This window comes from Streptomyces sp. NPDC026538 (assembly GCF_055567535.1).
Genome location: NZ_JBVHQG010000005.1, coordinates 634,068 through 653,772, shown reverse-complemented (window position 1 = coordinate 653,772; position 19,705 = coordinate 634,068). Strand labels below are relative to the sequence as shown.

Below are 19,705 nucleotides of genomic sequence, written 5' to 3'. Positions count from 1 at the left end.
CCGGAAAGCACACAGGGGCGGGCGATGGAGCAGACACACACCTCCCACAACGGCACGGCGACGGCTACTCCGGGCGCCCAGCGCCGGGTTCTGGTCGTCGAGGACGACGCCACGATCGTCGACGCCATCGCGGCCCGCCTGCGCGCCGAGGGATTTCTCGTGCAAACAGCGGGCGACGGGCCGGCCGCCGTCGACACCGCCGAGGCCTGGCAGCCCGATCTGCTGATCCTCGACATCATGCTGCCCGGCTTCGACGGTCTGGAGGTCTGCCGTCGCGTGCAGGCCCAGCGGCCGGTGCCGGTGCTGATGCTCACCGCGCGCGACGACGAGACCGACATGCTGGTCGGCCTGGGGGTCGGCGCCGACGACTACATGACCAAGCCGTTCTCCATGCGGGAGCTGGCGGCCCGGGTGCACGTCCTGCTGCGCCGGGTGGAGCGGGCGGCCGTCGCGGCCTCCACCCCCCGGTCCGGCATCCTGCGCCTGGGCGAGCTGGAGATCGACCACGCGCAGCGCCGGGTGCGGGTGCGCAGCGAGGACGTACACCTCACGCCGACCGAGTTCGACCTGCTGGTGTGCCTGGCGAACACCCCGCGCGCGGTGCTCTCCCGTGAGCAGCTGCTCGCCGAGGTGTGGGACTGGGCGGACGCCTCCGGCACCCGCACGGTCGACAGCCACATCAAGGCACTGCGCCGGAAGATCGGCGCCGAGCGGATCCGCACCGTGCACGGTGTGGGCTACGCGCTGGAGACACCGACGCCATGACCGCCGGGCCGGCCGGACCGAGAGGCCCCGGGGAGGAGCCCTGGGGCACCGTGCGCCCGTTCTCGATCAAGACCAAGCTCGGCGCGCTGGTCGTCGTCTCGGTCCTGATCACCACGGGTCTGTCGATGATCGCGGTGCACACCAAGACGGAGCTCCGCTTCATCACGGTCTTCTCGATGATCGCCACACTGCTGATAACGCAGTTCGTGGCCCACTCGCTCACCGCGCCGCTGGACGACATGAACGCGGTGGCCCGGTCCATCTCGCAGGGTGACTACACGCGCCGGGTGCGCGAGAACCGCCGGGACGAGCTGGGCGACCTGGCCGAGACGATCAACGTCATGGCCGACGAGCTGGAGGCCCAGGACCGCCAGCGCAAGGAACTGGTGGCGAACGTCTCGCACGAGCTGCGCACGCCCATCGCGGGCCTGCGGGCCGTCCTGGAGAACGTCGTCGACGGGATCGCCGAGCCGGACACCGAGACCATGCGCACGGCCCTAAAGCAGACCGAGCGCCTCGGACGGCTCGTGGAGACCCTGCTGGACCTCTCCCGCCTGGACAACGGCGTCGTACCGCTGCGGCAGCGCCGCTTCGAGGTGTGGCCGTATCTCTCGGGCGTGCTCAAGGAGGCCAACATGGTCGCCGGGGCGCGCGGTCTGGCCTCGAACTCCGGCAGTCACACCCGTACGGACGTCCATCTGCACCTGGACGTCTCCCCGCCGGAGCTGACCGCGCACGCCGACCCGGAGCGCATCCACCAGGTGGTGGCGAACCTCATCGACAACGCGGTCAAGCACAGCCCGCCGCACGGCCGGGTGACCCTGAAGGCCCGGCGCGGCCTGCAGCCGGAGTCGCTGGAGCTGGAGGTCCTCGACGAGGGCCCCGGCATTCCGCGCTCGGAGTGGCACCGCGTCTTCGAGCGCTTCAACCGGGGAGCCGTACGACGGCCGCACGGGCCCGGCAGCGACGGCGGTACGGGGCTGGGGCTGGCGATCGCCCGATGGGCGGTTGATCTGCACGGCGGCCGGATCGGCGTGGCCGAATCCGACCGGGGCTGCAGGATTATCGTCACCCTCCCGGGGCTCTGATCCGTGCCAAGTTGACGTAAAGTTCGGTCCGGAGCCTCAAGATCCACCGGCGGTCCCGCGGACGACCGCGCAGCCGGACACGTGTGATCAGGTGCGGCCTCCGCGCACGTCGCGCCGGGGCCTGGAGCGCGGTGATCACCGGCGTGGCGGAGCCATGCCCGATTCAGTCCTCGCACAGCGGAACTACGCTTGTTTCCCGCCATTTCAAGCCCCGAAACACGGTTTCCGATGTGACTTACACGACGATGAACCGGCCCGAGCTGACCTTCACGGTCTTGGAGGCGTAGCCTTAATTCCCGCTGTCCATCACCTTGTGAAGCGGAAGAGGGCGGTTGCCGCCGTGTCGCCACAGTCCCCCAGTAACTCGAGCATCTCAACCGACGCAGACCAAGCGGGCAAGAATCCCGCAGCCGCGTTCGGACCGAACGAGTGGCTCGTCGACGAGATCTATCAGCAGTACCTCCAGGACCCGAATTCGGTAGACCGTGCCTGGTGGGACTTCTTCGCCGACTACAAGCCGGGAGCGCCCGCCGCCTCGGCTCCGGCAGGTACCGCGGCCGCGGGGGCCGCGGGCACCACGACGCCCGCGCAACCGCAGGCGCAGCAGGCCGCGGCTCCGGCCGCGCCGGCGCCCACCACGCCCGCGCCCGCCGCTCCGGCGCCCGCCCCGGCTGCTCCGGCCGCCCCGGCCGCTCCCCAGGCCGCAGCGCCCGCCGCCGCTCCGGCGCCCGCCGCCGCTCCGGCGCCGGCCGCCGCGAAGCCGCCCGTCGCCGCTCCGGCCGCCGCGAAGGCCGCGCCCGCCGCCGCGGCGCCCGAGGGTCCCGAGCTGGTCACCCTGCGTGGTCCCGCCGCGGCCGTCGCGAAGAACATGAACGCCTCGCTGGAGCTGCCGACGGCCACCTCGGTCCGCGCGGTCCCGGTGAAGCTGCTCTTCGACAACCGGATCGTCATCAACAACCACCTGAAGCGCGCCCGGGGCGGGAAGATCTCCTTCACGCACCTGATCGGCTTCGCGATGGTCCAGGCGATCAAGGCCATGCCGTCGATGAACTACGCGTTCGGCGAGAAGGACGGCAAGCCGACCCTCGTCAAGCCGGCGCACGTCAACCTGGGCCTGGCCATCGACCTGGTGAAGCCCAACGGCGACCGCCAGCTGGTCGTCGCGGCCATCAAGAAGGCCGAGACGCTGAACTTCTTCGAGTTCTGGCAGGCCTACGAGGACATCGTCCGTCGCGCCCGCGACAACAAGCTGACGATGGACGACTTCACCGGTGTCACGGTCTCCCTGACCAACCCCGGCGGCCTCGGCACCGTCCACTCGGTCCCGCGTCTGATGCCCGGCCAGTCGGTCATCATGGGCGTCGGCTCCATGGACTACCCGGCGGAGTTCCAGGGCACCAGCCAGGACACCCTGAACAAGCTCGGCATCTCGAAGGTCATGACGCTCACGTCGACCTACGACCACCGGGTCATCCAGGGCGCCGCCTCCGGCGAGTTCCTGCGCTCGGTCGCGAACCTCCTGCTCGGCGACAACGGCTTCTACGACGACATCTTCGAGGCGCTGCGCATCCCCTACGAGCCGGTCCGCTGGCTCAAGGACATCGACGCCTCGCACGACGACGACGTCACCAAGGCCGCCCGGGTCTTCGAGCTGATCCACTCCTACCGGGTCCGCGGCCACGTCATGGCCGACACCGACCCGCTGGAGTACAAGCAGCGCAAGCACCCCGACCTGGACATCGTCGAGCACGGCCTCACCCTGTGGGACCTGGAGCGGGACTTCGCCGTCGGCGGCTTCGCCGGCAAGTCGATGATGAAGCTGCGCGACATCCTCGGCGTGCTGCGCGACTCGTACTGCCGCACCACCGGCATCGAGTTCATGCACATCCAGGACCCCAAGCAGCGCAAGTGGATCCAGGACCGTGTGGAGCGCCCGCACTCCAAGATGGAGCGCGAGGAGCAGCTGCGGATCCTGCGCCGCCTGAACGCCGCGGAGGCCTTCGAGACCTTCCTGCAGACGAAGTACGTCGGCCAGAAGCGCTTCTCCCTGGAGGGCGGCGAGTCCGTCATCCCGCTGCTCGACGCGGTGCTGGACTCGGCCGCCGAGTCCCGCCTGGACGAGATCATCATCGGCATGGCCCACCGCGGCCGGCTGAACGTGCTCGCCAACATCGTCGGCAAGTCGTACGCGCAGATCTTCCGCGAGTTCGAGGGCAACCTCGACCCGAAGTCGATGCACGGCTCCGGCGACGTGAAGTACCACCTGGGCGCCGAGGGCACCTTCACCGGCCTGGACGGCGAGCAGATCAAGGTCTCGCTGGCCGCCAACCCCTCCCACCTGGAGACGGTCGACCCGGTCATCGAGGGCATCGCCCGCGCCAAGCAGGACATCATCAACAAGGGCGGCACGGACTTCACGGTGCTGCCGGTGGCGATCCACGGCGACGCGGCCTTCGCGGGCCAGGGCGTGGTGGCCGAGACCCTGAACATGTCGCAGCTGCGGGGCTACCGCACCGGCGGCACGGTCCACATCGTCATCAACAACCAGGTCGGCTTCACGGCGGCCCCCGAGTCGTCGCGCTCCTCGATGTACGCCACGGACGTGGCCCGCATGATCGAGGCCCCGATCTTCCACGTGAACGGCGACGACCCGGAGGCCGTGGTGCGCGTCGCGCGCCTCGCCTTCGAGTTCCGTCAGGCGTTCAACAAGGACGTGGTGATCGACCTCATCTGCTACCGCCGCCGCGGTCACAACGAGTCGGACAACCCGGCCTTCACCCAGCCGCTGATGTACGACCTGATCGACAAGAAGCGCTCGGTGCGCAAGCTCTACACCGAGTCCCTGATCGGTCGCGGCGACATCACCCTGGAAGAGGCCGAGCAGGCCCTGCAGGACTACCAGGGCCAGCTGGAGAAGGTCTTCACGGAGGTCCGCGAGGCCACCGCGCAGCCGGCCGTCGCGGACGCCCAGGCGCCGCAGGACGGCTTCCCTATCGCCGTCCCGACGGCGATCTCCACGGAGGTCCTCAAGCGGATCGCCGAGTCCCAGGTCAACATCCCGGACTACTTCACCGTCCACCCGCGTCTGCTGCCGCAGCTGCAGCGCCGGGCGGCGATGATCGAGGACGGCACGATCGACTGGGGCATGGGCGAGACCCTCGCCATCGGCTCGCTGCTGATGGAGGGCACCCCGGTCCGGCTCTCCGGCCAGGACTCCCAGCGCGGCACCTTCGGCCAGCGCCACGCGGTCCTGATCGACCGCGAGACGGGCGCCGACTACACCCCGCTGCTGTACCTGTCCGAGGACCAGGCCCGCTACAACGTCTACAACTCGCTGCTCTCCGAGTACGCGGTGATGGGCTTCGAGTACGGCTACTCGCTCACCCGTCCGGACGCGCTGGTGATGTGGGAGGCCCAGTTCGGCGACTTCGCCAACGGCGCCCAGTCGGTCATCGACGAGTACATCTCGGCGGCCGAGCAGAAGTGGGGCCAGACTTCCGGCGTCACGCTGCTCCTCCCGCACGGCTACGAGGGCCAGGGCCCGGACCACTCCTCGGCCCGTATCGAGCGCTACCTCCAGCTGTGCGCGCAGAACAACATGACGGTCGCGATGCCGACCCTCCCGTCGAACTACTTCCACCTCCTGCGGTGGCAGGTGCACAACCCGCACCACAAGCCGCTGGTCGTCTTCACCCCGAAGTCGATGCTGCGCCTCAAGGCGGCGGCCTCGAAGGCGGAGGAGTTCACGAGCGGGCAGTTCCGCCCGGTCATCGGCGACGCCTCGGTCGAGGCGAACGCGGTCCGCAAGGTCGTCTTCTGCACCGGCAAGGTCTACTACGACCTGGAGGCCGAGCGGCAGAAGCGCGGTGTCACGGACACGGCGATCATCCGTGTCGAGCGCCTGTACCCGCTGCCGGGTGCGGAGCTCCAGGCGGAGGTCAACAAGTACCCGAACGCCGAGAAGTACCTGTGGGCCCAGGAGGAGCCGGCGAACCAGGGTGCCTGGCCGTTCATCGCCCTCAACCTGATCGACCACCTGGACCTGGCGGTCGGCGCGGACGTCCCGGCCGGCGAACGCCTGCGCCGCATCTCCCGCCCGCACAGCTCCTCCCCGGCCGTCGGTTCCGCGAAGCGGCACCAGGCGGAGCAGGAGCAGCTGGTGCGTGAGGTGTTCGAGGCGTAGGCCTCCGGTTCAGCACGCCTAAGGGCCCGGCCCCCGTCAGGGGGGCCGGGCCCTTAGGCGTGTGTGCGCGTCAGCTGGCCTGGGGTTCGAAGTCCCAGTACGGCCGGTTGCGGGCGCGGGCCGAGACGGTGTGGACGTGCTGCTTGCCCAGGGTCGCCTCCAGGTCGGACAGGGCCTCCTGCTCGGTCTTCTCCGCCTGCTGACGGGCGCGCAGCCCGCGCAGGTCGGCCGCGTACGCGACCCGGGCGGACAGGGTGAGAGGGTGGGTGCGGCCGAGGGTCTCGGTGGCCCGGGCGATGGCGATCCTGCTCAGCTCCGCGGCGGACTCCGTCTCACCGACGAGGTTGCGCAGCGCGGAGGCGTTGATGGCGCAGCCGAGCGTGTAGGGGTGGTTCTCGCCCACGGCCACGGCCATGTCGGCGAGGGCCTGCTCGATCAGCACGTGGGCGTGCTCGCGCTCACCGACGTTGCGCAGGATCAGAGCGTGGTTGGCCCGGGCGCCGATGCTGAACGGATGTGCCTCCGGAAGCAGTTGCCCGTACCGGGCCAGGATGGACTCACTGGTCTCCCGGGCCAGGTCGATGTCACCGTGCTCACGGTTGAAGCAGCTGTGGCTGACGGCGGCGGAGAGGGTCAGGAGATCCCGGTCGCCGAGTTTGCGTTCGAAGCCCTCCAGCACCTTCGTCAGCAGCTTTCCGGCTGTTTCGCGCTCCCCGCCCCGCAGCATGCACAGCGCCAGGTTGTGTTCGGCGCGCAGGGTGTCCTGGTTGGTCTCTCCGGTGACGATCCGGTACTCGCGGACGTTTTTGGCCTGGATGGACTGCGCCTCCGCGTAGCGGCCCAACAGCCTGAGACCGATCGAGTACGACACCTCGGCGAAGAGCGTCCAGAGGTGCCGGTTCGTCAGTACGAGTCGTCGTTGCTCCAGGGTGCGCTGGGCGATGTCCAGCGCCTGCTGGTACCGGCCCATCAGCCTCAGCGTGTAGCCCCAGTTGTTCAGCGCGTTGAGCGTGCGCGAGTCCTGCTCGCCGAGGAGTTCCCGGTACATGGGATACAGCTGTTCGTCCAGCGCGAGGGCCTCGTCGTAGCGACCGAGAGCGCGTACGTCGGCGGCCAGCCCCATGAGCACGCGCAGATAGTCGAGATCGCGTTCGCCACGCTCCTCGCGCAGCCGGTTCACCGCCGCCCGTTCGATGGCTTCCGTCTCTTCCAGCCGTCCCGCCGCGCGCAACAGGTTGGCGTAGTGGTAGGTCACGTCCCAGATACGGGGATGGGAGTCGCCGAGCAGCGCGCGCCAGGTGTCCAGGGTTCGCCGGGCGAGTTTCCAGCCCGCGGTGTACTCGCCCGCGAAGTACATGTAGCGGAGGCAGTTGAGGACCAGGGTCTGTACCTTGCGGTCCCTGCTGTTGAGGACGTCGGCGTACTTCAGGTGCGGAATGAGTTCCGCGTACGCCTCCCAGTTGCGGGTGTCGGTCGGACGGCCGGGGTCGGCCTCGGCCAGTGCCCGGCGCACCACGTCGATGAACTCCCGCCGGTCCTGTTCCGGCATGTCCTTGCCGACGACCTGGTGGACCATCCGGTGGAGATAGACGGACTCACCGGCACCGGGTGACAGGGCCTCGTCCACACCCACCTCGTGGGACTCCAGGCGGACCACGGAGTACTGCCGCAACTGGTTGATCGCCTTGTTCCACAGCAGCGGGTTGTCCAGCAGCCCGGTGATCTGTTCGGGCAGATCGTCGTGGGGCATCTCGCGCAGCATGCGCACCGGGATGAAGCCCGGTGCGAAGAACGTGCACAGGCGGAGCAGGTCGACGGATTCCGGGACCGTGTCGCGCAGCTTGTTCAGCAGTATCGACCAGGCGGTCTGGAAGGTCACGGGGAAGTCGGCGGACACCCTCACGACGTCCTGGTCGACGCCGCCCTCCAGCAGCGCGATGTAGTCCTCGACGGACAGGTCGGAGTCGTTGAGCCAGCCGGCCGTCTGGTCGAGCAGCAGGGGCAGGTCCTCCAGGGCCTCGGCGAGTTCGTCGGCCTCCGGCTCCGTAAGCCGCGGCGCCCTGCGCCGGATGAAGGCGACCGACTCGTCACGGCCGTAGACGGGTACTTCGAGCAGCTTGCTGTTGTGCTCGCTCCACTCGGTGTTCCGGGAGGTGATGAGCACATGCCCGGGGCCGGTCGGGACCATGTCCCAGATCTGGTCGGGTTCGTCGGCGCCGTCCAGGATCAGCAGCCAGCGGGAGAACGGGGCGCCCCGGCGCAGGCCGTCACGGACCGCGCGGAGCCGCTCGCCGTATTCGTCACCCGTCGACAGACCGAGTTTCGGGGCGAGTTCGGCCAGCACGCGACGGTAGGTGGCCCGGCTCTCGGCGTTGACCCACCACACCACGTCGTACTCGGGCCCGAACCGGTACACGTATTCAGCCGCGAGCTGGGTCTTGCCCACCCCGGACATGCCGTGCAGCGTCAGCACGCCGGCGCCGGGTTCGCTGTTCTGGAGCAGGTGGAAAGCGTCGTTCAGCAGCGGCTCGCGACCGGTGAAGCGAGTGTTGCGGCGCGGCACCCCGCCCCACACCTCCGGCATGGCGGCGGGGAAGCGCGGCCCGCGTGGGCCGTTCGCCACCGGGGGGCGGACAGCCGGCACGTCGAGTCGGTCCAGCAGGCGGCGTTCCGCCTCGTCGGCGCCCATGTTGGTCAGGTCGACGGGGGCCAGCACCGCGACCGCCGCGGGCACCTGGGTGTTGGTGACGGAGACGGCGGCGAACTTGGAGGGATCCGGCGCGACGACCTCGCGCAGCGCCGCGTTCCACTCCTCGAAGGTCCGGGGGCCGAGTTGGAAGTAGCGCTCGCTCACCAGGATAAGGACCCGCCCCTCGGCGAGTGCCAGACCGCGCAGGAGGTCCACCAGGGTCTCCTCCGCCGGGGAGTCCCAGCGGATGTAGGCGACGCGAACCCCTTGCCGCTCCAGTCTGTCCCCGATCCACATCGCCCAGGCCCGGTTGAATCCGGCGAAGCTGATCGTGACGGTCTGCCTCGCGGCCGCCCTGTCGGTCGACCTGACTGGCGTACGAGTTTCAGACATGCGACAGCCTCCACGCGTAGTCATAAAAGCCTAGAACCTCGTTGCGGCTCTGGGGAGTCCGGCGACTTCGCAACCGAACACCTCGGTCTGTCGATCTTCGCGCAAGAGCGTCTGAGAAGTCGTCATTTCCGGGATTCACCACGAGGTCGGCGCTGCGTCCAGAGCACACGCGCGGCCTTGACATACGCCTGCGCACGCGCCGTGTCGCCCCGGGGGGCGGGCCGCTCCGCAAGCCGTTCGTGAGTGGCGGTCATCTCGTCGACGAAGCGCCGCCCCACCGCCGTCAGGTCCGGCGAGCCGGCCAACGCTGGCAGGGCGGCCCCGACCTGGGCGTGACAGCGCGCGAAGGACGCCCACGCGCCCTCGCTCCGCGCCGGGTCCCCGGTGAGCGCCCGGCGCTGGAAGAAGTCCGCGAGGGCGAGGTAGGAATACGTGCCCTGGAGGAGTCCGTCGTACGGCCTCGGGTCCGGGCGCCAGGGCGCGAAGTACCGGGCCGCCGGTCCCGCCCGGTGCAGTTCCGCCATCTCGCTCAGCGCCGTCAGCTTGGCGTGCTGGAGCTCATGGACGAGGGTCGCCGCGAGGGCGACCGGGGTCACGGGAGCGCTGCTGAGCAACGCCCCGAATGCCTCCCGGCTGGTTCCACTGCAACTGCCCCGGCCGCCCGCGGCCGGCATCTCCAGCGGAACGAGGCACCGCAGCAGCGCCAGCACTTCCATGAGCCGCCCCTCGCCGCCGCTGCGCAGTACTGCGGCGGTGCCGGACCAGTTCTGGAGCCACCGCTTGCGTTCGTGGTCGTCCGGCGCCACCGGGCCGCTCAGCCCGAACTGGTCCGGTGCACGGCCCGGCACCCGATAGGGGTCGAGGTCGTCCAGGGGCACGGACTCGGCATCGGCCACCAGGCCCGGCAGCGCGTACGCCGAGGTCCAGGCAAGCGAACCGGACCAGGCGCCGGTGCCGTTCTCCAGATACACGGACACCTGATCAAGCGTGATACGGCCTCGTGAGTGGGTCACTCGAACCCTCGCGTCACCGCCCTCGGCCGTGTGCAACATGCCCAGCGCCGGAAGGACCAGGACGCCGTCGCGGGCCGTCAGCTCGGTGGTGAAGGGGATTCCTGCGCGGGCCGCGGCCACGGCCGCCAGGGCGCTGAAGTAGGTCAGGTCACGGGCGAGTTCGCGACGCCGGTCCTCGGCGGGGGGACCCGTGCCGCCCGAGCCGAGGCCGGTCAGGCAGCTGCGGGCCCAGGCGCCGGTCAGCGGATACCGGAGTCGCTCCCGCGCCGGGGACGGCAAGGCCGCCCGGTCCGCCGCCGTCAGCAGCGCCCAGTCCTCCCGCAGCCGCGCCTTCGCCGCCGGCGGGCAGATCCCCGGTTCCGCCGCCTGGACCCCGTCCAGCACCGCGCGCAGCAGGAGCAGCCGCCGGGTGTCCTGGTCCCGGCCCAGCAGGGCGAGCGTGTCGGCGCCGCCCTCAGTGCGCCCGAGTTCGGCCAGGGCCACCTCCGGGACCGCCGGAAATATCACGGGGTGCCCCCTTCGTGAGCGGTCAGGGCGGGTGCCGCGTCGACGGCGAGCCGGCCGGCCACATGTCGGATGAAACGCTTCAGGTCGGCGCAGTACACCGAGGGATTTCGGAAGCCGTGCCCGTCCCGGTAGCGGTGGGCGTAGTGGCCACCGCCGCACACCGACAACAGCGGGCAGGCCCGGCATTCGTCGGCCAGGGCGGCCACGCCCGCGTGCCGTGCGGCGACCCCCGGGTGGCGTAACGCTTCGTCGAAGGCGTGCCGGAAGACGTCCAGTCCCGTCCGCGCCGCGCCCTCGTACGCCGATTTCAGGGAGTCGACCTGCTCGATCGTCCCGTCCGTCTCCACCACCAGCGCGTCGAACGGTGACAGGCCAAGGGATTCGGTGGCCGCCGGAAGGCCCAGCAGCAGCGCCAGGCACTCCTCGAAGAGCCGCACCCGGGTCTCCCGCCGTCCGGCCGACCACCAGCGGTCGAAGACGGCGCACAGCCAGTCGCCGTGGCGGCCGTCGCCCCACTGTGGCGGCGGCGCGGACCAATTGCCGTGCGGGAGGAGCAAGTCCATTGCGGGCGGTCGGAGTTCGAGCAGACTTTCGTAGGTCTCCACCGGATCCAGCATGGGGTCGACGACGGCCAGGATGCCCGCGTACGACTCCGGGAAACGGTCGGCGACCAGGCGCGCCCCGCGAACGGCGGCGGGCCAGGACGGGCGGCCGGCGTGGTCGACGCGACGCGCGTTGTGCTCGGGGCGGCCGCCGTCGAGGCTGATGCCGACCTTGATGCCGTGCCGGGCCAGGACCGTCAGACGCTCCTCGGTGAGGAGGGTGGCGTTGGTCTGCACAGTGGGCTGGACCGTGCAGGCGTCGGGCACGCGCGTGCGTACGGCGTCAGTGAGGCGGCCAAGGGTGTCGGGGCCCGCCAGCAAGGGCTCTCCGCCGTGCAGGACGAGGGAGACGGTGGTCAGCCCGTGGGTGCGGGCGTGCTCGGCGATGCGGTCGGCGGCGCGGTCCAGGACGGCCGGCGGAGCTGCTGCCGGGCGCCTGCGCCAGGTGCTGTCCGGGCCCTCGTAGAGGTAGCAGTAGGTACAGGCCAGGTTGCAGCGGCCGTGCACCTTCACGATGAACTGGCGGAAGGGGTGACCGGTCGTAGACACTCCAGCACCCCCATGCCGTACACCTTTCACACGTATCAGGCCGCATTCCCGGTCGGAGACCGGACGCAAACCCGAAACGATCGAAGTAGCCTTTTCCTGTCCCTATTTGGCAGAACGCGGCCGTCTTTTACTGCGTCATGTGGCTCGCAGCGCGCGTCCTGTGCGGTTCACATCGCGCTGTTGAATCCCCAGAGCATCTCGCTCGGCCGTTCCGCCCGTTCACGCAGCTCTTCCACCACATCGCGCAGTACCGGGTGTTGGATCGTCCTCAGCTTCTCCAGATCGAGGCCCAGTAACTCCGGCAAGGTTCCACCCGTTGCCGCCGACGTGTCGTCCTGTCCGCTCATGTCCCCGTTCCTCTCCAGTCGGTGTCGCGACTCGGTGTCGCGCTCACTCCAGTTCAGCCAGCCGCTCGGCCGTGTCGTCGGCCGTCGGCTCCCCCGTGCCCAGCGTGCCATCCGGCAGCCGCGACCACTCCGTGCGGGCGGCCCGGTAGGCCTCGCGGGCGGCCCGTGGACGGGCGGCCGCCTCGTAGGACATACCCCGCCAGTGGTGGGCCTGCGCGCCCAGCACCACCGCTTCCTGGCGGCGGCGCTCGGTACGGGCCTCCGCCTCCGCCTCTCGGGCCGACTCGGCGGCGAGACGGAAGGCGTCCACCGCCTCGTCGAGCCGGGTCGGGCGGCCGAGGCTGCGGTAGGCCTCGTACTGCGCCTGCCCCAGCTCCAGCCGGCAGCGGGCGGCCAGCAACGGACCGTCCGCAGCGGTCGCCGCGAGCCCGAAGAGGTACTCCGCCTCCCGGAGGTCGACGCGGTCGCCGCGCAGCCGGTAGCGGAGGATCAGGGCACGGCCGAGCAACAGCAGCCGCAGACCGAGCTCCCGGTTCCCCGTGGAGGTCTCCCGGCGGCAGTCCCGCAGCACCCGGATCGCCTGCGACAGCGGCGCCCACGCGCGGTCGCCGGTCTCCGAGTCCGCCCGGCGCAGCAGCGCCTCGCCCCACTCGGCGAGGACCTGGGAGTACTCGGGGTCGTCCCGCGGCATCTCCGCCGCCGCGCTCCCGAACGCGGTGGCCGCGTCCTGGAGTTCGCGCGGATCACCGGTCTCCGCGTACCGGGCGACCCGGATCCGCCCGGCCCGCAGATGCAGGGCGGACCGCTGGCCGCGCTTCCGGGTGACCGCCAGCGCCTCGTCGACCAGGTCCTGGGCCTCGTCCAGGGGAGCGCCCGCGCACAGCAGGGCGTCCACCAGGTCGAGCCGTACCCTGACCCGGTCCGGGGCCTCGGGGGCGGCCTCCAGGGCGTCGCGCAGCGACCCGGACGCCTGTTCCGCGTAGCCGCGGGCCTGCTCGGGGTCGGTCGTCGCGGCCGACAGGCGCAGCAGGATCCGGCCGTGCGCGCGCGGCAGTTCGGGCGGCCGGTGCCGGCGGTCCGGCCAGGCGTCGGCGAACGCCTCCAGCATGCCGACCGCGCTCTGCAGCAGCGCGCTGTCGCCGCCGAGGCTCCACTGCGCCTCCAGCGCGCCGACCCGCTCCAGCGTCAGCCGCAGCGCCTCCCGCTGATCGAGGTCGGGGGCGCCGCACGCCACCACGTACTCCCGATCGGCACGGCGCAGCAGGTCGAGGGCGCCCGCCCGGTCGCCGTGCCGCCTGCGGTCGGTGGCGGCGGCCCGCAACACCTGGGCCAGGACAGCCCGTTCGCGCCGGGCATGCGGGTGGGCCACGGCCCGCTCCGCCGCCTCCTCGGCCTCCCGCAGCAGCTCGGCGCCGCCCTGCACCTCCCACAGGCGCAGGGTGCAGTGCGCGTACTCCGCCCACAGCTCCGGGTCCGCGCCCACCGGCTCCTCGTGCTCGGTGGCCCCGCGCAGCAGCTGCACGGCGTCGATCAGGTCCTGCACCATGCCCTCGGTGTCGAACCGGACGAGCAGGGCGCGGGCCCGGTCGACCGCCTGGTGGGTGCGGTGTTCGCCCGGTCGTACGGCGGTGTCGCGGCCGCCGTAGAGGCGGAACTGCTCGGGCAACGGCATGAAACGCTCCAGGACGCGGGCCGCGACCTCGGCAAAGGGCTGCGGGACGAGGGTCGCGTCGCCGTTGTCGCCGCCCTGGGCCGGGTAGCCGGTGCCCGGCGGGGTGTACGGCCGCCCGGAGTCGCCGTCGCCGAGCTGGGCGAGCGCGAGGGCGGGGAAGTTGGGGCCGCCCTTGCCGAAGCGCTGCTCGATGTACTCGGAGCAGTGCTTGAGGACGAGCAGGGCCTCGTCGCGGCCGAGCGTGGAGAGCAGCGCCTCCTGGACCTCGGGGGCCATCTCGTACCACTGGGTGCCGTCCGTGTTCTGGTCGGCTTGGTCCTCGCGGGCCCGGGTGACCAGGCCGCCGAGCAGCACCTCGGCGAGTTCGGAGGGGCCGGAGTCGGGCAGCATGGTCCGCTGGACCAGTTGCATCACCGGGAGGCTGAGCGGGGCGGCGGCCAGGTAGACGGCGAGCCGGCCGGCGCTCGGGGAGGCGCCGGACTGGAACCTGCTGACCCGCTCGATCGGCGACAGCGGACGCCCGGCGCGGACCGCCTGCGCGGGCGGCTGGTCGGCGCGCACCCAGCCCACCGCGCCCGCCACCGGCCCGGCGCCGACCCCGGACAGCAGCCTCGCCCACGCGCCCAGCGCCACCGGCTCGGGCGGCAGCACCGGCACCGGTAGGGCGCCCCGTGGGCCGCCCGACGGCGTACCGGCCGGGGTGCGGACGCGCAGCGCGGTGGCGCCGCCCAGCGTCTCGCCGCGGCTCAGCTCCCCGTAGGTCACGGGCAGCCTGGTGCGGCTCCACATCCGCTGCGGCAGCGGCTGGAGCACCGCGACCGGCGCCTGCCGGGACAGGTGGTGCAGCAGCCGGTGGGCGCGGCCGCTGTGCCACAGTGGTCCGGCACAGTCGCTGATCAGGACGGTGATCCGGCGCCCGGTCGGATCGCTGAGGCGGTCGGCGGTGTGCAGCGGTGCCGTGCGCGCGTCCGCGCTGCGGCTGACCGCCGGCTCGCCGTCGGGGCCGGTGTGCAGATGGCTGATCTGGATGTCCCCGAAGGCACCCAACTGGCCGAAGACCTGGACCAGTTCGTCGAACATCCGGTCCCAGACCCGCATCGACGGGGAGGCCTCCAGAACCAGTTGGAGGCGGGCGTCGCCCCGGGTCACCGCGCGGTACACGGGCAGGATCAGACCGCCCGCGCGGGCGCTGTGCTCGGCGGTCCGCGTCTCGTCCAGTTCGGCGCGCAGCGGCGGAGCGGCGCTGCGGTAGGCCTGCAACGGCCGTAAAGCGCGCTGGAGTTCGAGTGGCGCGGGCAACGCGGGGGCGGCGGGTACGCCGACCGGCAGCCCAGTGATCCGGCCGGCCGGCCTGCTGTGCCCGCCGCCGTGCTGCTGCGGCACGGGGTACAGGGAGGTACGGCGATCGGCTCCACCGGCGCCGGGGGCGGCCGGCGCCGGCCGCGCCGGCCGGCTCTCACCGCCTGCCGCCGGGGTGTCCCCCGACGGGTCCTTCGGCGGTACGACGGGCCGCTTCGGCAGGCCGCCACCGGGGCCGGGGACCGCCTGCTCCGCCGCCGTCCCGACGGCGGGCCGAGCCCACCGGGCCAGCCAGAGGGCGTCGCTCAGCCCCTCGGTGTCCGGGTCGAGCCCGACCTCCCGCAGCCTGCGGACGAGTTCGGCCAGCGGGTCGCCATCGGCGAGGCCGCCCGGTTCCGGGCCGCCGCCGGCAGCGCCGGGGCCGCCCCGGTCCCCGTCGGTGCTCCCGGCCGTCCCGGGCACGCCGGAGGGTTCTGCCGCCAGGTCGCCGGGAGACGTACCGGGCGCGCCCGGTGCCTGGTCCTGGTCGGGTGGAAGGGGGCCGTGTCGCGGCGCTGCGTCCGGCATCAGCGGCTCACCTCGGGCGGTCGAGCCGCTGGATGAGCAGGTCGGCGAGCCGGTCGCGGCTGGGCGGGGCGGCCGCGTCGGTGAGGTAGACGGCGTTCAGCAGCTGGTCGGCGGCGAGCAGCTCGCTGCGGGAACGCTCCAGGAAACGGCTGATCAGATCGTCGCCCGCGCGGGCCGCCTCGTCGCCGAGGTGGGCGCGGACGAAGGTGGCGAGACGGTTGTGGTCGGGGCGGTCCAGTTCGAGATGGATGCAGCGGCGCATCAGCGGGGCCGGGAAGTCCCGCTCGCCGTTGCTGGTGAGGACCACGAACGGGAAGGCCCGGCAGCGCACCCGGCCGTCGCGGATCCGGACCTTGGTGCCGTCGGCGGTGAGCACCTCGGCCTCGCCGTCCGGCAGCCGGTCGGCGATCCGCTGGAGCTCGGGGATCTCGAACTCCCCTTCCTCCAGCACGTTCAGCAGGTCGTTGGGCAGGTCGATGTCGCTCTTGTCGAGCTCGTCGATCAGCAGCACGCGCGGGGTGTCGGAGGGCAGCAGGGCCGTGCCGAGCGGGCCCAGGCGGACATAGCTGCCGATCGCTTCCACGGCACCCGGGGTGCCGCCGGCGGTGCCGTACCCGCCCTGCGCGGCGATCTGGACGTCCTGGAGCCGGGCGATGGCGTCGTAGTGGTAGAGGCCGTCCTGGAGCGTGGAGCGGCTGACGATGGACCAGCGCAGCACGTCGCCCAGACCGAGTTCGTACGCCACCGAGTGCGCCAGGGTGCTCTTGCCCGCGCCGGGGCTGCCGGTGACGAGGAGCGGGCGGCGCAGATACAGCGCCGCGTTGATCATCTCCAGCTCCTCGGCGCCGGGCCGGTGCAGCTCGGCCAGATGCCGGTTGGCGCCGAGCCTGCGGTCCCGGGAGCCGTCGCCGTCGTGGGCCGCGTCCCGGCCGGAGAAGTCCCGCCAAGGGGGCGGCGGGGGCAGCCTGTTCATGCCGTCATGGGGTTCGCCGGCGCCTCGGTAGATGAGCCACTCACTGGATTCGGTCATGTCCGGTCCTCGTCGTCACTCGTCCGTCCGGTCCCCACGGCAGCCATCGAACGTGCATCACGTTATCGACCTTCAGGAGACCCCGTAAGGGCCTCACACAGGGCGCGCGAGTTCACGGCGCCTGCAGCAGGTCGCCCGTACCGGGCAGGGGTCGGTGCGGGTCGTCGTACAGGAGAGCGATGTCCTTGGCCCAGAACGCCTCCGTGAGCCCCTCGCGCACCTGTTTGCGCAGCCTGTGCACCGATTCGGGCAGCTCCCAGGCGCCGTCCACGTCGTAGACGGTCATCCTGGCGCCCCGGTGGAACTCACCGCACACGGAGTCGGTCGGGCGGCTCCAGCGCCGCCACAGCACCACCCCGTACCCCGCCCGGACGATCCGGCCGAGGGCGGTGGCGTCGTCCGGGTAGCGCCGGTCGCCCTGCCGGCACAGCACCGGGACGGTCCCGGGCGCGAGGCCGCGCAGCACGGCCACGTCGGACACCGGCCGGCGCACCGCGTCGTCGCAGTCCAGTATCTCGGCCCTGGCCCGGTTCTCGGCCCGCTCACGCCCGTCGTGCACCCGGTGCCAGCGGTCACGGCGGTCGGACTCCTCGTCGTCGTCGGGGAATCCGTCGCCCGGGAATTCGCCTCCTGGGCCTTCACCTCCGTACCAGCCGTCCTCCTCCCCCGGCAGCTGGTCACGGTCCTTGCAGCGGACCACGACCGGCCGTTCGACGCCCAACGGGTCGGCGCCGCGCCGCAGCCGCCACTCGTCCACCGGGAGGTCGAGCAGCAGATGCGGCAGCGCGGCCTGCAGCGGGACCGGCCGGCCGGGCTCGTCACAGCGGCGGAAGGCCTCGGCCAGCGGCTCGGCGACCCGGGCGGCGAGGTCGGCGAGCGGGGCACCCTGCCCGTCGTCGAGCCGGGTCGCCTCGCCGTCGGCCCGCACCACCGCGACCGACCAGTCGCAGTGGCCGCGGTTCCAGGCCAGATGCTCCACTTCGAGCAGGACGGACTGGTCGCGCGCGGTGTGCGGATGGTCCCTGCCCTGCTCCCCCGCCGCCCCCGCGACCCGGTGATCGCCGCGGTCGCGGCCGGTCCGCTCGCGCAGCCGGTCACCGAGGTGCTGGGCGCGCCTGCGGGCCAGCTCGCTGCGGTAGTCGCTGTCCAGCCGGGTCGCGGCCTGCTTGATCCATTCCCACAGGGCCTGCTCGGCGTCCAGCACGAAGGGCGTGACCGGGCGCTCGGCGGTCATGACCCGCATCGCGTACTCGGCGACGAGGCGCAGCGCGCCGTCGTTGCGCACGTTCTCGTACACCGCGCCGAGGCCGTCCCGCCAGCCGCGCGGTGCGAGCGACAGGGCCGGCGGCCGGAAGTTCGGCAGCGAGTGGAGGATGTCCAGCAGGCCACGGGTACTGTCCGGCGGCGGCAGGTCGGCGAGCCGGCCGAGCAGCTCCACCCGCTCGTCCGGGCTCAGGGTGCGGCCCGGGCGGGTGCCGAGTTCGGCCTGGAGGTCGGTCCAGGTGGGGCGCCCGGCGTCGGTGGGCTGCTGGCGGTCGCGGTGGTAGCGGTCGTGGGCGTGACAGACGGCCTGGTAGAGGTCGTGCTGGTACGGGTCGTGGTGGCGCAGCCCGTGCCGGTACAGGTCGTGCCGCCGGTCGCCCGGCACCGCCTGCAGGGTGCGCAGCCGCTCGATCCCGATGGAGGTGCCGCCCGATCCGTGGGCCGCACGTGCCTTGAGCACACCGACCACCTCGCCCCGCACCGGGTCGATCACCGGCCCGCCGGAGACCCCGGGCGGCAGCTCGTTCTCGCCGAGGCGCATCTGGACACCCGCCGACCAGCCGCCGACGGTGCCGTGCACGGTGAGGAAGCCGTCGAGGATCTCCGGCCGGCCCTGGTAGGAGGTCCAACCCGCGTAGAACACCCGGCCCTCGGTGTAGTGCGGCATCGGCCGCTCGGAGACGTAGACACAGTCGTGGTCCACCGGCTCGCGCAACCGGACGAGCGCCAGGTCCGGGGCGGGCCAGCCGCCCTGGACGGGTCGGTCGACGTGCTCGGGGAGGGTCGCGGCGACCTTGCCGGGCACCGCGCAGGGCTCCTCGAAGGGACCGGGCTGATAGACCACCGTGACCTCGCCCCCCTCCCCGCCGTGGATCACATGGGCACAGGTCAGCACCCAGTTCGGTGCGATGAAGAAGCCACTGCCGAGGAACGCCCCGGACTCCTCCGGGGCATACCCGACACCTGTGCGATGGATGCGTACGGTGGCCGCCATCACGAGTTCACGCAGCGCATGGTGGGCCGGATCCCAGCCGCCGGATGCGCCCCCGTCGTGCCGGTCCGTCATTCCGCGCCCCCGGCCCCGGCTCCCTGGGCGCCCCCGTGCACCGGGGCGCCGCCGGACGCGCCCGCTCGGGCGGCCGGGGAGCCGTCGTGACCGGCGTCCGGATCGGGCGGGCCGCCCCCGTGCCAGGTCAGGGTGACCGTGATGGCCGCCTTCGCCTCCCCGTCCGCGAGCAGCCCGACGACCTTGCCGGCCTTCGCGGTCAGCTCGATGCCGAACTCGACGCTCACCTCGTCGGGCCGCACCGCCCGCAACGGCTCGGCGAGCGACCGCGCGACCCCGCCGACCAGCGAGTTCAGGCTCTCGACAGTCGCCTCCACACGCTCGGTGAACCCGGTGTCGGTGTACGACAACTCCCCCGACGGCACGGCCAGTTCCTCGGCGCCCGAGATCCGCGCCCACACCGGTGTACCGTCCGGCAACCGCACCCGCGCTATCCGCGCGGCGTCCTGCTCCATGCCGCTCCCCCGTTCCCCCGAGCCCCGTGTGCTCCCTACGCCGTACCGTTCGTGGTTTCCCGCCCTTCCCGCACGGGAACACATCGCCGCTTCAATCCACGGGGAAAGAGTCCTTCCCCCCGGAGCCGAGCCCTACCCTTCGCCGACGGCACACCTTTGCCGTCGGCCTAGGCTGGTAGGCGCCCACCACCGGGCACCCACACATGCAGGCAGCAGG

Annotated in this window: 11 protein-coding genes; 3 read left to right on the top strand and 8 right to left on the bottom strand. The window is 72.0% G+C overall.

The genetic code is table 11. From position 1 onward, the window contains the following. Window positions 1–24 precede the first annotated feature (24 nt). From ACZ4N4_RS23430 to ACZ4N4_RS23420, 3 genes are all read left to right on the top strand, one after another. Entirely contained in the window at window positions 25–765 is a 741-nt protein-coding gene (locus ACZ4N4_RS23430; RefSeq protein ID WP_362722323.1) for a response regulator transcription factor, read from the top strand. Further along, window positions 762–1,853 carry a HAMP domain-containing sensor histidine kinase gene (locus tag ACZ4N4_RS23425; protein ID WP_450755118.1) on the top strand — a complete coding sequence of 364 codons (1,092 nt, stop codon included), beginning with the start codon at window positions 762–764 and terminating at the stop codon, window positions 1,851–1,853. Before ACZ4N4_RS23430 ends, ACZ4N4_RS23425 begins: the two co-directional genes overlap by 4 nt. Window positions 1,854–2,193: 340 nt before the next feature. Beyond that, entirely contained in the window at window positions 2,194–6,036 is a 3,843-nt protein-coding gene (locus ACZ4N4_RS23420) for a multifunctional oxoglutarate decarboxylase/oxoglutarate dehydrogenase thiamine pyrophosphate-binding subunit/dihydrolipoyllysine-residue succinyltransferase subunit (protein ID WP_467591694.1), read from the top strand. A gap of 70 nt (window positions 6,037–6,106) precedes the next feature. Here the strand turns inward: ACZ4N4_RS23420 and fxsT are convergent, their stop codons facing one another. The 8 genes from fxsT to ACZ4N4_RS23380 all read right to left on the bottom strand — a co-directional run bounded on the left by fxsT (window position 6,107) and on the right by ACZ4N4_RS23380 (window position 19,488). Beyond that, window positions 6,107–9,118 (bottom strand): FxSxx-COOH system tetratricopeptide repeat protein, encoded by a 3,012-nt coding sequence (gene fxsT, locus ACZ4N4_RS23415; RefSeq protein ID WP_467591691.1) that lies wholly within the window; start codon window positions 9,116–9,118, stop codon window positions 6,107–6,109. 122 nt (window positions 9,119–9,240) lie between these two features. Next, window positions 9,241–10,635 carry an aKG-HExxH-type peptide beta-hydroxylase gene (locus tag ACZ4N4_RS23410; RefSeq protein ID WP_467591843.1) on the bottom strand — a complete coding sequence of 465 codons (1,395 nt, stop codon included), beginning with the start codon at window positions 10,633–10,635 and terminating at the stop codon, window positions 9,241–9,243. Beyond that, window positions 10,635–11,789 (bottom strand): FxsB family cyclophane-forming radical SAM/SPASM peptide maturase, encoded by a 1,155-nt coding sequence (locus ACZ4N4_RS23405; protein ID WP_467591687.1) that lies wholly within the window; start codon window positions 11,787–11,789, stop codon window positions 10,635–10,637. The genes ACZ4N4_RS23410 and ACZ4N4_RS23405 overlap by 1 nt, the downstream gene beginning before the upstream one ends. 167 nt (window positions 11,790–11,956) lie before the next feature. Further along, complete coding sequence (fxsA, locus tag ACZ4N4_RS23400; RefSeq protein ID WP_467591684.1) at window positions 11,957–12,136, bottom strand: FxSxx-COOH cyclophane-containing RiPP peptide; 180 nt, start codon at window positions 12,134–12,136, stop codon at window positions 11,957–11,959. A 43-nt stretch (window positions 12,137–12,179) separates the two neighbouring features. Next, entirely contained in the window at window positions 12,180–15,674 is a 3,495-nt protein-coding gene (locus tag ACZ4N4_RS23395; RefSeq protein ID WP_467591681.1) for an SAV_2336 N-terminal domain-related protein, read from the bottom strand. 7 nt (window positions 15,675–15,681) lie between these two features. Continuing rightward, a complete protein-coding gene (locus ACZ4N4_RS23390; protein WP_467591678.1) occupies window positions 15,682–16,704 on the bottom strand; it encodes an AAA family ATPase in 1,023 nt (340 codons plus the stop codon). Between the two features lie 112 nt (window positions 16,705–16,816). After that, window positions 16,817–19,033: a VMAP-C domain-containing protein gene (locus tag ACZ4N4_RS23385; protein ID WP_467591675.1), complete on the bottom strand. Its 2,217-nt coding sequence runs from the start codon at window positions 19,031–19,033 to the stop codon at window positions 16,817–16,819. After that, a complete protein-coding gene (locus tag ACZ4N4_RS23380; protein ID WP_450755102.1) occupies window positions 19,030–19,488 on the bottom strand; it encodes a CU044_2847 family protein in 459 nt (152 codons plus the stop codon). The genes ACZ4N4_RS23385 and ACZ4N4_RS23380 overlap by 4 nt, the downstream gene beginning before the upstream one ends. Between the last annotated feature and the right edge of the window lie 217 nt (window positions 19,489–19,705).

Bases quoted from the DNA above. Each gene is read 5' to 3' on its own strand.
- ACZ4N4_RS23430 (WP_362722323.1), top strand. From the start codon at position 25: ATGGAGCAGACACACACCTCCCACAACGGCACGGCGACGGCTACTCCG.
- ACZ4N4_RS23425 (WP_450755118.1), top strand. From the start codon at position 762: ATGACCGCCGGGCCGGCCGGACCGAGAGGCCCCGGGGAGGAGCCCTGG.
- fxsT (WP_467591691.1), bottom strand. From the start codon at position 9,118: ATGTCTGAAACTCGTACGCCAGTCAGGTCGACCGACAGGGCGGCCGCG.
- fxsA (WP_467591684.1), bottom strand. From the start codon at position 12,136: ATGAGCGGACAGGACGACACGTCGGCGGCAACGGGTGGAACCTTGCCG.
- ACZ4N4_RS23395 (WP_467591681.1), bottom strand. From the start codon at position 15,674: ATGCCGGACGCAGCGCCGCGACACGGCCCCCTTCCACCCGACCAGGAC.
- ACZ4N4_RS23390 (WP_467591678.1), bottom strand. From the start codon at position 16,704: ATGACCGAATCCAGTGAGTGGCTCATCTACCGAGGCGCCGGCGAACCC.
- ACZ4N4_RS23385 (WP_467591675.1), bottom strand. From the start codon at position 19,033: ATGACGGACCGGCACGACGGGGGCGCATCCGGCGGCTGGGATCCGGCC.
- ACZ4N4_RS23380 (WP_450755102.1), bottom strand. From the start codon at position 19,488: ATGGAGCAGGACGCCGCGCGGATAGCGCGGGTGCGGTTGCCGGACGGT.